Annotated in this window: 13 protein-coding genes; 6 read left to right on the forward strand and 7 right to left on the reverse strand. The window is 70.4% G+C overall.

The window, feature by feature from the left end; genetic code table 11:
* Nucleotides 1-61 precede the first annotated feature (61 nt).
* The 3 genes from trhA to AXK60_RS01620 all read right to left on the reverse strand — a co-directional run bounded on the left by trhA (nt 62) and on the right by AXK60_RS01620 (nt 2,193).
* Nucleotides 62-718, reverse strand: coding sequence for a PAQR family membrane homeostasis protein TrhA (gene trhA, locus AXK60_RS01610; protein ID WP_068569231.1), 657 nt, complete (start codon nt 716-718; stop codon nt 62-64).
* Nucleotides 719-765: 47 nt separating this feature from the next.
* The gene (locus AXK60_RS01615) at nt 766-1,755 is read right to left on the reverse strand and encodes a carbohydrate kinase family protein (protein WP_068569232.1); all 990 of its coding nucleotides are present in this window, start codon (nt 1,753-1,755) and stop codon (nt 766-768) included.
* 90 nt (nt 1,756-1,845) lie between these two features.
* Entirely contained in the window at nt 1,846-2,193 is a 348-nt protein-coding gene (locus AXK60_RS01620) for a HesB/IscA family protein (protein ID WP_068569233.1), read from the reverse strand.
* Between the two features lie 134 nt (nt 2,194-2,327).
* Here AXK60_RS01620 and AXK60_RS01625 point away from each other — a divergent pair, with 134 nt between their 5' ends.
* The 6 genes from AXK60_RS01625 to AXK60_RS01650 all read left to right on the forward strand — a co-directional run bounded on the left by AXK60_RS01625 (nt 2,328) and on the right by AXK60_RS01650 (nt 7,999).
* Nucleotides 2,328-3,011, forward strand: a complete 684-nt coding sequence (locus tag AXK60_RS01625) for a DUF3043 domain-containing protein (RefSeq protein WP_068569234.1) — start codon at nt 2,328-2,330, stop codon at nt 3,009-3,011.
* Nucleotides 3,012-3,014: 3 nt separating this feature from the next.
* Nucleotides 3,015-4,712, forward strand: coding sequence for a nicotinate-nucleotide--dimethylbenzimidazole phosphoribosyltransferase (gene cobT, locus AXK60_RS01630; protein ID WP_068569235.1), 1,698 nt, complete (start codon nt 3,015-3,017; stop codon nt 4,710-4,712).
* 14 nt (nt 4,713-4,726) lie between these two features.
* Nucleotides 4,727-5,482, forward strand: a complete 756-nt coding sequence (locus tag AXK60_RS01635) for an adenosylcobinamide-GDP ribazoletransferase (protein ID WP_175399908.1) — start codon at nt 4,727-4,729, stop codon at nt 5,480-5,482.
* A gap of 88 nt (nt 5,483-5,570) precedes the next feature.
* Entirely contained in the window at nt 5,571-6,800 is a 1,230-nt protein-coding gene (locus AXK60_RS01640; RefSeq protein WP_244880997.1) for an oxygenase MpaB family protein, read from the forward strand.
* Nucleotides 6,801-6,849: 49 nt separating this feature from the next.
* Nucleotides 6,850-7,290 (forward strand): DUF7832 domain-containing protein, encoded by a 441-nt coding sequence (locus AXK60_RS01645; protein ID WP_068569236.1) that lies wholly within the window; start codon nt 6,850-6,852, stop codon nt 7,288-7,290.
* Between the two features lie 10 nt (nt 7,291-7,300).
* Nucleotides 7,301-7,999, forward strand: coding sequence for an SMI1/KNR4 family protein (locus tag AXK60_RS01650; protein ID WP_139057688.1), 699 nt, complete (start codon nt 7,301-7,303; stop codon nt 7,997-7,999).
* Nucleotides 8,000-8,346: 347 nt separating this feature from the next.
* Here the strand turns inward: AXK60_RS01650 and AXK60_RS01655 are convergent, their stop codons facing one another.
* The 4 genes from AXK60_RS01655 to AXK60_RS01670 form a co-directional block, all read right to left on the reverse strand.
* Nucleotides 8,347-9,450, reverse strand: a complete 1,104-nt coding sequence (locus AXK60_RS01655) for a branched-chain amino acid aminotransferase (RefSeq protein WP_068569238.1) — start codon at nt 9,448-9,450, stop codon at nt 8,347-8,349.
* Between the two features lie 110 nt (nt 9,451-9,560).
* Nucleotides 9,561-10,661, reverse strand: a complete 1,101-nt coding sequence (gene gcvT / locus AXK60_RS01660) for a glycine cleavage system aminomethyltransferase GcvT (protein ID WP_068569239.1) — start codon at nt 10,659-10,661, stop codon at nt 9,561-9,563.
* A 205-nt stretch (nt 10,662-10,866) separates the two neighbouring features.
* The gene (locus tag AXK60_RS01665) at nt 10,867-11,520 is read right to left on the reverse strand and encodes a hypothetical protein (RefSeq protein ID WP_068569240.1); all 654 of its coding nucleotides are present in this window, start codon (nt 11,518-11,520) and stop codon (nt 10,867-10,869) included.
* Nucleotides 11,521-11,581: 61 nt separating this feature from the next.
* Complete coding sequence (locus AXK60_RS01670) at nt 11,582-12,838, reverse strand: uracil-xanthine permease family protein (RefSeq protein ID WP_068569241.1); 1,257 nt, start codon at nt 12,836-12,838, stop codon at nt 11,582-11,584.
* Nucleotides 12,839-12,909 lie beyond the last annotated feature (71 nt).

Below are 12,909 nucleotides of genomic sequence, written 5' to 3' on the forward strand. Positions count from 1 at the left end.
CGCCTCCTTCTCCGTTCGGGAGAAGTACACACCTTGACGCCGCGACAAGGTCAAGCGCGACTCAGCGCAACAGCGTGATCCACATGGCCGCGTAATGGCACAGGGCCGCGACCACGGTGGCGGCGTGGAAGAACTCGTGGTGCCCGAAGACACCCGGCCAGGGATTCGGCCAGCGCGTGGCGTAGAGGACCGCTCCCCCGCTGTACAGGACGCCACCGATCACGAGCAGGATCGCCGCGGTCCAACCGGCGCCGCGCACGAGATCGCCCGCGACCGCGATCACCACCCAGCCGAGCGCGATGTACAGCGGCACGCCGACCCAGCGCGGCGCGTGCGGCCACAGCAGCTTGAGCGCGACACCGGCCACGGCCCCGCCCCACACCACCGCCAGCACCCACCGGGCCACGGACGACGGCAGCGCCAGCACGGCGATCGGCGTGTAACTGCCGGCGATGAACACGAAGATCATGCAGTGATCGGCGCGCTTCATCCAGATCCGCTGCGCGTCGGTCCACGTCCCGCGGTGGTACGCGGCGCTGACCCCGAACACACCGAACACGGTGACGGCGTACACCAGCAGGGCGAACCCGGCGGCCGCCGAATGGAGGAACCCCGCCACCACGAGCGGGATACCGAACAGGACGGCGCCGAACGCCCCGAACTGGTGGATGACTCCACGCAGCCGCGGCTTGACCTCAGGGACTCCGGCGATCGTCATGCAACCTACGATACCGTAGGTTACTTATCAGTAACAGAGAATGTGAGCTACAGCGCTCCGAGGATCTCCGCGGCCACCTCGGCGCCGTAGGCCTCCGTCAGTCGCTCACGGGCATCGTCGGCGTCGTAGTCCCAGGCCTGCGGCCCCACGGTCTCGAGCACCTTCACCGCGACGTACGAGCCGAGCTGGCCCGCACGCTCGTAGGACAGGCCCGCGTCCAGGCCCACGAGGAAGCCCGCGCGGAAGGCGTCACCGACGCCGGTGGGGTCGACCCGGCCGCGATCCGGCACCACGTCGACGTGGATCCGCTGCACGACCTCGCCGTCCGCCCCGTTCACGACGATCTCGGCGCCCTTCTCGGCGAGCGTCGTCACCCGGACCTCGACCATCTCGGTGAGCCGCTCGGCGCTGACGCCGGTCTTCTGCTGCAGCAGACCCCACTCGTACTCATTGGTGAAGAGGAACTTCGCGCCCTCGACGAGCGCTCGCGCCTCTTCGCCGTTGAGCCGCGCGAGCTGCTGCGACGGGTCCGCCGCGAAGGGTATCCCCGCCTCGCGGCACTGGGCGCTGTGCAGCGACATCGCCGCGGGATCGTTCGCACCGATCACCACGAGGTCCAGGGCCCCGACGGTGCCGACGACGTCCGCGATCGCGATCTCGCGCGACTCGGCCATCGCGCCCGAGTAGAACGACGCGATCTGCGCCATCTCGGCGTCCGTCGTGCACTGGAAGCGGGCGGTGTGGGCGGTCTCCGAGACCCGGACGGCACGGGTGTCGACGCCCGAGTCCTCGAGCCAGGCCCGGTAGCCCTCGTCGAAGTCCTTGCCGACGGCGCCGATCAGCACGGGCCGGCGACCGAGCCGCGCCATGCCGAAGCTGATGTTCGCGCCCACGCCGCCGCGCTGCAGGACCAACTCCTCCACCAGGAAGCTCAGCGATACGTGTGCGAGGTGCTCGGCGAGCAGCTGCTCGGAGAACTTCCCCTCGAAGCGCATCAGATGATCGGTGGCGATGGAGCCGGACACAGCGATCGACACGGCGAAACCCTCCCGTGGTTGGCGACGGATGTATTCCGTGAGCCTAACCGCGAGAGGGTTTCGCACGCCCCGAGGGGCGTCAGTGCTGCGTCAGTTGAACGAGTCGCCGCAGGCGCAGGAGCCGGTCGCGTTCGGGTTGTCGATGGTGAAACCCTGCTTCTCGATCGAGTCGACGAAGTCGATCTTCGCGCCGATCAGGAACGGAACGCTCATCCGGTCCACGGACAGCTTCACGCCGCCGAACTCGGACAGCACGTCACCGTCGAGCGAACGGTCGTCGAAGTACAGCTGGTACCGCAGACCGGCGCAGCCGCCCGGCTGCACCTCGATGCGCAGCGCCAGGTCGTCACGACCCTCCTGGTCCAGCAGTGCCTTCGCCTTCGAGGCGGCGGCCTCGGTCAGCACCACACCGGTGGTTTCGCTCTCAGCAGTAGTCATAGGTTCTCCTCACAGACGCACGTCGGTGTCTGGTTCAACGGTACTCCCCCGGCCGGCATTCCCCGTAGTCCCCATCACCCGCGTCCCTCCCCCGCATCACCGCCCGCCCGCCCCGATCGAATAGGCTGGAGGACGTGAAACTCCCCTGGCAGAAGGCCGACGAATCGACCTCCGAGGCTGCCGAGTCCGTCGTCGACGAGAGCAGCGGCGACGACGCCGTCAATCTCGGTAAGCCCGTGCAGACCCCGGGCAAGGGCCGCCCCACTCCGAGCCGTCGCGAGGCGCAGGGCCGCAAGCGGGGCCCCGTCGCACCTGCACCGATGACGCGGGCGGAGGCCCGTACGCGGCGCAAGGAGCTCAAGAACTCCATGAGCAAGGAGGAGCGCAAGGCCGCCTCGGCCGAGCGCCGCACGCAGGCGAACGAGCGCCGCGAGCTCATGATGCAGGGCGACGATCGCTATCTCCCGATCCGCGACAAGGGCCCCGTCAAGGCCTACGTGCGCGATCTGATCGACGCGAAGCGCCACGTCTCCACCATGTTCATCCCGGTGGCGGTCGCGGTGATGGTCTTCATGTTCGTCACGGTCAACATGCCGCAGCTGGCCGGCATCCCGATGCTGCTCCTGCTGGCCATGGTCATCATCATGGGCGTCGAGGGCGTCCTCACCGGCCGCCGGATCAACAACCGGGTCCGCGAGCGCTGGCCCGACACCACCGAGACCGGTTTCCGCCTCGGCTGGTACGCGTTCATGCGCACCACGCAGTTGCGTCGCATGCGCATCCCGCGGCCGCGCGTCAAGCCCGGCGACGCGGTCTAGCCCGTGGCGCTCACCCTCGTTCTCGGCGGGGTCCGGTCGGGCAAGTCCGCGCGCGCCGAGCAGCTGATCGGCACCGGTCCGGTCCGGTACATCGCGACCGCCCCGCGGCCCGACGGTGACCCGGACCTCGTCGCGCGCGTCGCCGCGCACCGCGAGCGCCGCCCGGCCTCGTGGGCGACCGTCGAGACCCAGGACCTGCGGTCCGTGCTGTCCGAGGGCTCGGCGCCCACGCTCGTCGACGACCTCGGCGGCTGGCTCGCGGCGCGCCTCGACGCCGTCGGCTGGGACACGCCCGAGAAGATGACGACGGAGCTCGACGGCCTCGTCGCCGCTGCCGCCGCCTACCCGGGCGACCTGGTCCTCGTCAGCCCCGAGGTGGGCCTGTCCGTCGTCCCGGCCACGCACGCTGGCCGCGTCTTCCAGGACCTCCTCGGCACGGTCAACGCGCGCCTCGCGGCGATCGCGGACCGGGCCGAGCTCGTCGTGGCCGGGATCCCCGTCCCGCTCACGTCCCCCGCGCCCGACGGTGCGCCCGTCCCCGGCTCCGCTGTCCCGGCCGCGGCGGGGGTCGCGGCCGCGGCGAACCTGACGAAGACACCCGCGACGCCCGCGTTGCCGCCCGTCGAGCTCCCCCCGTTCGATCCCGGCGCCGACCCGCTGGCCTTCCCCCAGCTCTCCCCGCCCGATCCGTTCGTCGGCCGGGAGGCACGCGACCGCCAGCTGGAGCTGACCAAGCCCGCGGGGTCGCTGGGCCGCATCGAGCACCTCGGCGAATGGATCACCGCGTGCCAGGGCGTGTGCCCGCCGAAGCAGTTCGAACGCGCGCGGATCGTGGTGTTCGCCGGCGATCACGGCGTCGCAGCGGGCGGCGTCTCGGCGTACCCGCCGGAGGTCACGGCGCAGATGGTGGCGAACATCGCCGCCGGGGGCGCGGCGATCAACGTGCTGGCTGCGCAGGCCGGGGCCACGGTCCGGGTCGAGGACATCGCCGTCGCAGGCGACACGCGCGAGGACCTGAGCCGCAACAAGATCCGTCGCTCGTCGGGCGACATCGCAGTCAACGACGCGATGTCCGACGAGGAGACGATCGCCGCGATCGCCGCCGGCCGGCGGATCGCCGACGAGGAGGTCGACTCGGGGGCGGATCTGCTCGTCCTCGGCGACATGGGCATCGGCAACACCACGCCCGCCGCGGTGCTCGTGGGCGCGCTCACCGACACCGAGCCGGTCCTGGTGGTCGGCCGCGGCACCGGCATCGACGACAACGCCTGGATGCGCAAGGCCGCCGCGATCCGCGACGGCATGTACCGCGCGCGCCCGCACACCGGGAATCCGAAGGCGGTGCTGCGCACCGTCGCCGGGGCCGACCTGGCGGCGATGGCCGGGTTCCTCGCGCAGGCGGCAGTCCGCCGCACGCCGGTGATCCTCGACGGTGTCGTGGTCACGGCCGCCGCCCTGGTCGCCAACGATCTCGCGCCCGGCGCCGCGAGCTGGTGGACCGCGGGTCACCTCAGTCCCGAACCCGCACACGCGCTGGCGCTGCGCCGCCTCGACCTCGAGCCCCTCCTCGACCTGGGCCTGCGCCTCGGCGAGGGCAGCGGTGCCGCCCTCGCGCTGCCGCTGGTCCGGTCGGCGGTCGCCGTCCTCGGCGAGATGGCGACCTTCGACTCCGCCGGGGTCTCGGGGAAGTCCGCGGACTGACGTGGCGCGTTGACGTGCGGCACCTGACCGCCGCACTCGCCTGGATGACGGTGCTGCCCGTGCCCGCCTCGCTGCAGCCGACTCCCGTGACCAGGGACGACGGTGCCCGCATCGTCACGCGGGTACCACTCGCGGGAGCGGTGGTCGGGGCCGTCGTGGTGTCGGTGGCGTGGGCCGCGCACGCCGCGGGCCTTCCGACGGCGCTCGTCGGCGCCCTCGCCGTCGGCGCTGCGGCGCTGTTCACACGCGGCATGCACCTGGACGGGTTCGCCGACTGCGTCGACGGTCTCGGCAGCTACGGCCCGCCCGAACGCGCGCGGGAGATCATGCGCCAGGGCACCGTCGGCCCGTTCGGCGCCGCGGCGCTGGCACTCCTGCTCATCGCGGAGACCGCGGCGGTCGGGGCCCTCGCGGAGCGCGGCCTGTGGCTCGCGATCGGTGTCGCCGTGGGCGCGGCCCGCGTCGCCGCGGTCCTCGGCTGCAGGAGGGGCTGGGCACCGTCGAACCCCGACGGTTTCGGGGCGCTGACCGCGGGCACGCAGGGGCTTGCGGCCCAGGGCTTCTGGCTCGTCGCTGCCCTCGCCCTCGCCGTCCCGACGGTGCCCGGCCTCCCCTGGCAGGGCCCGGTCGCCGTCGCAGTCGCGCTCGCCGCCTCCTTCCTCGCGATGCGGCACTGCATCCGCCGATTCGGTGGCGTCAGCGGCGATGTCCTCGGCTTCGGCATCGAGATCGCGACGGTGCTGGCACTCATCGGTCTCTGCGTGGCCTGATCCGAACACGCGGACAAGAACAGCGACTAACTTGGTTGTTGACTCCACTGACGAGGCGGAATAGATTCGACAACGACAGTTGTCACCGATGATCCGTGAGGCCGAGATGACCGCAGCAGCACCGACCCAGGTCCCCGCGCGACACCCCTCGTCCCCGCGGCGCGTGCCGCCCGGCATCAAGATGGTCAGCCGCTTCCTCCGCCTCCCCGAGCCCACGCGCGCGGAGTTCCGCCGGTTCGGCGAGCTGCTCACCGTCGGTGACGAGCAGATGGATCAGCTGGTCGACTGGATCTACGAGGACCGCGACGCCCGCAAGCCCCTCTTCGAGCGCGCCCTGAACGACGGGATCGCGACGGTGCCCGAGGCACCGTCGGAGATCCGGGAGTTCTTCGAGGAGATGGAGACGATCCCCGACTGGGTCGACTGGGACAAGATCCTCCTGGGCGGGCAGCTCATGCGCAGTGGCGGCGCGGACGGCTTCTCCGTCGCTCGCGACGTCGCCCTGATGGGCGGCTACCTGTTCTCGGGCTTCAACCAGACGCTGCTGCGCACGGGTGCGCTCGAGAAGGGCTCGAACAAGCGGTTCGCGGAGACCTCGCAGTGGGCGCTCGACGTGATCGTGCCCGATGGTCTACGCCCCGGCGGCGTCGGTTACCGCTCCACGCTGCACGTGCGCTTCATCCACTCGATGGTCCGCCGGCACGTGACGGCCCTGCCGGACTGGGACTTCGACGCCCACGGCCTGCCGATCAACCAGACCGACATGGCGGCGACGCTGGTCGGCGCGCTCATCGCGCCGGTCGCCACCGGCATGGGCCTCGGCATGCTCGCCGCGCCCCGCGAGTACGAGGCCGCGGCGCACCTGACGCGGTACGTCGGCCGGCTCATGGGAGTGCACGACGACTTCCTGCCCCACAGCTACCGCGACAGCCTGCGCATCCTGTTCCAGACCTCCCGCGCCCTATCCACGCCGGACGAGACGAGCCGGGCCCTCGCGCAGCCGATGGCCGACGATCCGATGGCGTGGAACTACCGGCACCTCAGCGGGATCCGCCGCCGCATCGCCCGCTCGCAACACCTGTCCATCGCGACCGCCTACCTCGGCACGGCGGCGATGAAGGAGCTCGGCGTCCCGTCGACCCTCCCCTGGTACCCGGCCCTCCGGATCCCGTACCACCTGGTCGAGTCCGTGTTCAACCAACTCCCCGGCGGCCGCGAGCGGGCCGCCCGCCGCGGCGACATCAGCCAGGCGAGGTTCATGCGCACCCTCGGCGAGGACGCCGACATCGGCCACTCCGCGCAGCACGTCACGTCCTGATCAACCGAGCGACAAGGCGCCGCCAACCGTCGCGCGGGAGCCTCGCGTCATGACCTACGACGATGCCGAGTGGCACCAGGAGACCGTCGACGAGCTCGGTCTTCCCGAGGACAACGCCGCCACGCACATCGGGATCTTCTACGCCTGGATGCGGGCGCACGATCTCGCGAGCGGCACCACGCTGTGGCACGGAGTACCGGAGCCGGTCCCGGATCCGCACCTCGACCTGCTCGACGACCGCAAGCTGACGCCTGGTGCGTATCTGGTGCAGCACATGGTGGGCCAGTTCGACTCCGGCGCCTTCACCGACGAGGGGAACGCCTTCACCGACGCCTCGTACTCCGCGTACCTGGACGCGTATTCGACGGTGCCGGAGGTCGCCGGGTACGACTCCACCTACGCCGCGCCGGACACCTGGCAGTTGTACGACGCGGTAGCACCCACCATCGACGCCCTCTACGCCCGATGGAAGTCGGGCGTCGCCAGGTAGCGTGGCGGCCATGGATCCACTGATCGACAAACTCGATGCAACATTGGCAACCAACTACCCCGAGTACCACTCAGCTCTGGGGCCGGGATCGCCCACGGAGGACATCGACGAACTCGAGCGCGTCCTCGGCCTGCCTCTGCCTCCCCTCTACCGCGACTTCCTCGCCTGGCGCGGCCCCAGCCCCGACGGGGCAACCGTCGAGGCGGGCAGCCTGATCTACAACCAGGACCTGATGACCGCTCGTGAGGTCATCCGCACGATCACGATGATGCGAGAACTCCGCGCAGCGGACCCCAGTTGGGTCACCTCAGCGTGGTGGGGCGAGAACTACCTCCCCATCCTCGACAACCATGCCGGCGACAACATCTGTATCGACGTGACCGGCGAGGCGCTCCTCAAAGAGACCCGCTGGAACGAGGCCACCCGCAGCTGGGACCATGTCCAGAACTGGCCGAGCACCGCCGGGCAGGTCATCGACTTCACACACGACGCCGAATTCCGCGAGATTCAAGCCCCGGACTTCGCTTCCTGGATCGCAGCGATCACAGCCGTTTTCGAGGACAGGCGGTTCGATACCCACCAGGCCACGTACAGCGGAACTCCCTACATCGGCTTCGACGACGACGCGGAAGATCACGTCAAAGCCGCATTCGGCGCCCGTAATCCCGGCTATCCCAAGTGGCTGGAGCAACAGCTCTGGACCGACTGACCACCGACCCTGCACCCAACATCATTCAAAGCGTTCTGCGAAGAATCCGGCGCCAATCCGTCGCAGAACGCTTCGAAAGATGCTCCGGCCGAGCCATGCTCGACGATCGCCCGTCCGATGGCGTCCGTGCATTGAAAGAACAGGCGTCTCAGTCCACGATCTGACTGAGCTGTCCGACTCCGTCGGGCCCGCCCGCGATCAGGGTATGCAGCGGGCGCATAACCAACCGCAAGCATCACAGGTCAGAGGGTATGCGCGGGACGCATCGCTTGCGAGAAGGACCATCGGTTCTCGGCGCGCCCCGACCCCCGACTCCTACCCCGCGGCCAGCGCCCCGCGGCTCCCGCTCAGCCCAGCATCTCCATCCAGCCGTGCGTGTCCGGCACGGTGCCGCGCTGGATACCGGTGAGGGTCTCGCGCAGGGCCATGGTGATCTCGCCGGACTCACCGTCGCCGATGGTGAAGTCCTCGGATGCGCCCTTGACCCGCCCGACGGGGGTGATGACCGCGGCGGTGCCGCAGGCGAAGACCTCGGTGATGGCGCCGGACGCGGCGCCCTCCTTGAGCTCGGTGACGGTGATCCGGCGGACCTCGGTCTCGAAGCCCGCATCGCGCGCGAGCTGCAGCAGCGAGTCGCGGGTGACGCCCGGGAGCAGCGTGCCGGTGAGCTCGGGGGTCACCACGCGGGCCTCCGAGCCGGAGCCGAAGACGAAGAACAGGTTCATCCCGCCCATCTCCTCGATCGTCTCGTGCTCGAGCGCGTCGAGCCACACGACCTGGTCGCAGCCCTGCTGCGCGGCCTGCGCCTGCGCGACGAGCGACGCGGCGTAGTTGCCGCCGCACTTGGCGAAGCCGGTGCCGCCGGGGGCGGCGCGCACGTACTCACGCGAGAGCCACACCGAGACCGGCTTGATGCCGCCGGAGAAGTAGGCGCCGGCCGGCGAGGCGATCACGAGGAACCGGTAGCTGTTGGACGGCTTGACGCCGAGGGTCTCCTCGTCGGCGAAGATGAACGGCCGGAAGTACAGGGCCTCCTCACCACCGGCGGCGGGCACCCAGTCGGCGTCGATCGCGACGAGCTGCTTGAGCGCCTCGATGAACACCTCCTCCGGCAGCGGCGGGATCGCCAGGCGCTCGGCGGAACGCTGGAAGCGCGCCGCGTTCGCCTCGGGCCGGAAGGTGGCGATGGCACCGTCGGGCTGACGGTAGGCCTTGAGACCCTCGAAGATCTCCTGCGCGTAGTGCAGCACCGCCGCGGACGGCTCCATCGGAATGGGGCCGTAGGGCAGGACCTCGGCGTCGTGCCAGCCCTGCTCCTTGCTCCAGCGGAGGGAGACCATGTGGTCGGTGAAGTACCTGCCGAATCCCGGGTTCGCCAGGATCTCGGAGCGCTCAGCCGCAGAGCGGGGGTGGTCGTTGCGGGTGAGGGCGAAGGCCGTGCCAGTTGTCATGGGACCTGATTCTACGACCCGCGCCCACCCGTGCGGGCCGTACCAATCAGTAGGAACCCCGAGTATTTTTTCGGCGCCCCGGCCCCGTCCCCACGAAGGGGCCCGAGCGCCTACTTCGTATTCGCCTCGACGAACGGCGGCAGCACGACCTCGCACTCGATCCCGCGGCCGCGCACGTCCACGCTCACGGTGTCGCCCTTGGTGACGCCCGCCTCGGAATCGATGAGCGCCAGGGCGATTCCCGTCTTCAGCGTGGGGCTGAAGGTTCCCGACGTGGTGGTGCCGATGGGAGCACCGTCGGCCCCGAGGACCGTCAGGTCCGCGCGGAGGACGCCCTTGCCCGTGGCCCGCAGGCCCCAGAGCTTCCGGGCCGGGCCCGCCTCCTTCTCGGCGAGCAGCGCGTCGCGCCCCACGAACTCCGGCTTCTTCCAGCCCACGGCCCAGCCCGCGCGGGCCTGGACGGGGCTGATGTCGACGGTGAGCTCGTGCCCGTGCAGGGGATAACCCATCTCGGTGCGCAGGGTATCGCGGGCGCCGAGGCCGGCGGGCTGGCCGCCACGGGAGGTGATCTCGGGCAGGAGGGCGCGGAAGACGGTCTCGGCGTCGCCCCAGGCGGGGATGAGCTCGTAGCCGTGCTCGCCGGTGTACCCGGTGCGGCACACCCGCACGGGCGTCCCGTTCAGGGAGGCGTCCTCGTAGGCCATGTACTCCATCTCCGTCGGCAGCCCGACGGCCTGCAGCACCTCCGCCGACGTCGGCCCCTGGACCGCGAGCACGGCGTAGTCGCGGTGCTGATCGACGACGGTGACCCCTTCCGGAGCGCGCTCGCGCAGGTGCTCGACGACGGCCGCGGTGTTGGCGGCGTTGGGCACGAGGAAGAGCTCGTCGTCGGAGACGTAGTAGACGATGAGGTCGTCGATGACGCCACCGGACTCGTTGGTGCACAGCGTGTACTGCGCCTTGCCGGGGTGGATCTTGCCGAGGTCGGCGGTCAGGACACGATTGACGAAGTCCGCGGCGCCCGGCCCCGCGACGGTGGCCTTCCCGAGGTGGCTCACGTCGAAGATCCCCACGGCCTCGCGCACGGCAGTGTGCTCGCCGACGGTGCCCGCGTACTTGACGGGCATCGACCAGCCGCCGAAGGGCGCGAACGCCGCCCCCAGCTCCACGTGCACGGCGTTCAGGGGGCCCTCGATCAGCGTCTCGCTCATGACAGCACCCTATCGGGGCCGTGCCGCGCGGGAGATCAGTCCAGTGCCGAAAGGTTGATCCGGAGGGCTAACGGCATCGTCGTCAGGTACTCACCGCGCGCGACCACGCCCTCGTAGGCGCCGTCCACCAGGGTCGCTCCAGCGAGAGGAACTGCGGATCGGGCGCGGCGGTCTTATCCGGATCGTGCGCCCGGGTGACGCGGGGCTACAGGTCCAGCCTGATCACGGCGCCGGGCTGCTCGATCAACACCGCGGTCCCGTCCATCCGGAAGCCGTTGCGGGACCCGATGAGATCCACCTCGCGGTCCAGTGCCGCGAGCCGCTGGGCGGCGTCGGTGTCGGCCCGATCCGCCTCGACCGCCGCGACCAGGGCCGCGCGTTCCGCGTTCCGAAGCCGGGCGAACTCGCCGACCTCCTCGATGGTGGGGTTGCGGCGGCGCAGCTGACGCACCACCGCCGCCACGATCAGCGCGAGCGCGAGCACCACGACGATCACGGTCACCGTCCACGCCACCGGATGTGAGGGGTTTGCGGCGTCCGCGACCATCTGGTCGTAGGTCTTGGTGTACTCGAGCGTGCCGTACTGGCTCCCTCCGCGGTGGTACTCGCAGACGTCGCCGGGGCTCATCGCCCGACCCTCGCACTTCGCGTCCGGTGCCATCTTCGCCGCGAGCCACCAGACCCCGCCGAGCACCACCGCGCAGAACACGACGGCCCCCGCCGTGAATTTCAGGAGGTACGCCCAGCCACCGGTGACCCCGGCCGGCCACGTCGCCCATCCCGCGACCTTCTGCGCGACATCCGCCCGAGCATTCATCGTGGAACCGAACCGGTCCAGCCGGCCGCGTTGCTCTTTCATGGCGTGCACGATACGGCTCACCGATTGCGGATGCCTTGTCCCGCGCTTGGGGCCGGCCGTGTCAGCCGAGCGCCTCCGAACCCCGCCGACCGAGCAGCCTCATCCCCTGGTAGATCACGATCGCGGCGACGGAACCCAGCGCGATACCGGTGAACACCACCTGCCCGAGCGACCAGGTGAAGTCCGCGATCCCGATGATCAGCGGCACGGCTGCCGTCAGTTGGTTGATCGGCTGCGAGAAGTCGACCCGCGCCTGCACCCAGATCCGCACACCGAGGATGCCGACGAGACCGTAGAGCGCCGTCGTGATCCCGCCGAGCACGCCGGGCGGGATCGACGCGATGACGGCGCCCACCTTCGGCGACATCCCCAACAGCACCGCTGCCACGCCGGCCACCCAGTACGCGGCGGTCGAGTACACACGGGTCGCGGCCATGACGCCGATGTTCTCCGCGTAGGTGGTCGTCGCCGACCCGCCGCCCGCGCCGGCGAGCACCGTCGCGAGTCCGTCGGAGACGAGGGCCCGGCCCATCACGGGGTCGTAGTCCTCGCCGGTCATCTGCGCGACGGACCGCACGTGCCCGACGTTCTCCGCCACCAGCACGAGCACCACCGGCAGGAACATCGGCAGCACGGCCCACGAGAACGACGGGGCGTGGAACTCCGGGAACCCGATCCACGACGCGGCCGCGATCTTCGACGTGTCGACCTCGCCGCGGAACGACGCGACGGCGTAGCCGATGAGCACCGATGTGAAGATCGCGAGTCGCCCGAGCATGCCCTTGAACAATGCGAGCGAGGCGATCAGGCAGACCAGCGTGATGGTGGCCGTGACGGCCGCCTTCTCGTAGTTCGCCTTCGCGGCCGGCGCCAGGTTCAGGCCGATCAGGGCCACGATCGCGCCCGTCACCACGGGCGGCATCAGCTTCTCGATCCAGGCGGTCCCCGCGACGTGGACCACCGCGCCCACCAGCATGAGCAACACGCCGACCGCGACGATCCCGCCGAGCGCGGAGCCCATCGAATGCGACGCGGTCGCCGCCGTGATCGGCGCGATCACCGCGAAGCTCGACCCCAGGTAGCTCGGCAGCCGGTTCCCGGTGATCACCAGGAACAGCAGGGTCCCGACACCGGAGAAGAGCAGCGTCGTCGCGGGCGGGAAGCCGGTCAGCACCGGCACCAGGAACGTGGAGCCGAACATGGCCACCACGTGCTGCACGCCGATGCCGAGCGTCTTGGGCCAGGGCAGCCGCTGGCCCGGACCCACCACGTCGGTGCCGTCGACCTCGGCCCAGGTGAACCGCTCACGCATCGTCATGCGCGACATCCTGGCAGGCGGGCCCGACGGTGCCCATCACCGCCCCGGCGCTCTCCTGCCGACGGTGGCGC

The organism is Tsukamurella pseudospumae (assembly GCF_001575195.1).
GTDB lineage: Bacteria > Actinomycetota > Actinomycetes > Mycobacteriales > Mycobacteriaceae > Tsukamurella > Tsukamurella pseudospumae.

What these genes read in the sequence shown, in the direction of transcription:
- AXK60_RS01640 (WP_244880997.1), top strand. Translation starts at nt 5,571, where the DNA reads ATGATCCGTGAGGCCGAGATGACCGCAGCAGCACCGACCCAGGTCCCC.
- AXK60_RS01645 (WP_068569236.1), top strand. Translation starts at nt 6,850, where the DNA reads ATGACCTACGACGATGCCGAGTGGCACCAGGAGACCGTCGACGAGCTC.
- trhA (WP_068569231.1), bottom strand. Translation starts at nt 718, where the DNA reads ATGACGATCGCCGGAGTCCCTGAGGTCAAGCCGCGGCTGCGTGGAGTC.
- AXK60_RS01650 (WP_139057688.1), top strand. Translation starts at nt 7,301, where the DNA reads ATGGATCCACTGATCGACAAACTCGATGCAACATTGGCAACCAACTAC.
- AXK60_RS01670 (WP_068569241.1), bottom strand. Translation starts at nt 12,838, where the DNA reads ATGACGATGCGTGAGCGGTTCACCTGGGCCGAGGTCGACGGCACCGAC.
- AXK60_RS01665 (WP_068569240.1), bottom strand. Translation starts at nt 11,520, where the DNA reads ATGAAAGAGCAACGCGGCCGGCTGGACCGGTTCGGTTCCACGATGAAT.
- AXK60_RS01655 (WP_068569238.1), bottom strand. Translation starts at nt 9,450, where the DNA reads ATGACAACTGGCACGGCCTTCGCCCTCACCCGCAACGACCACCCCCGC.
- gcvT (WP_068569239.1), bottom strand. Translation starts at nt 10,661, where the DNA reads ATGAGCGAGACGCTGATCGAGGGCCCCCTGAACGCCGTGCACGTGGAG.
- AXK60_RS01620 (WP_068569233.1), bottom strand. Translation starts at nt 2,193, where the DNA reads ATGACTACTGCTGAGAGCGAAACCACCGGTGTGGTGCTGACCGAGGCC.